Source organism: Frigoribacterium sp. AC759 (genome assembly GCF_979256015.1).
The window spans coordinates 1-258 of the sequence record NZ_CEEDMT010000118.1 but is presented as its reverse complement, the minus strand read 5'-3'; the positions used below and the strand labels follow the sequence as shown (position 1 = coordinate 258).

Annotated in this window: 1 protein-coding gene; it reads left to right on the top strand. The window is 74.4% G+C overall.

Translation table 11 applies throughout. The annotated features are described in order from the left end of the window. Positions 1-258: metallophosphoesterase family protein (locus tag ACZ6JE_RS15325; protein WP_464319502.1), on the top strand; the 258-nt coding region annotated here is incomplete at both ends.

Genomic DNA, 258 nt, shown 5'->3' with positions numbered 1-258 from the left:
ACGGCGTCGACTCCGTCGCGCTCGGGCACCTGCACGGGGCTCAGCGCGTCGGGGCGGTCGACGCCCGACCGGACGTCCGCTACTCGGGGTCGCCGCTGGCGTTCTCGTTCGGTGAGCGGGGGCACGTCAAGTCGTCGACGCACGTCACCCTGGCGGCCGACGGCGGTGCCACGATCGAGACCGTGCCCACCCCCGTGCCGCGGCCCCGCGTCGAGTTCGCCGTCTCGATCGATCGTCTGCTCGCCGGGCGGTACGACC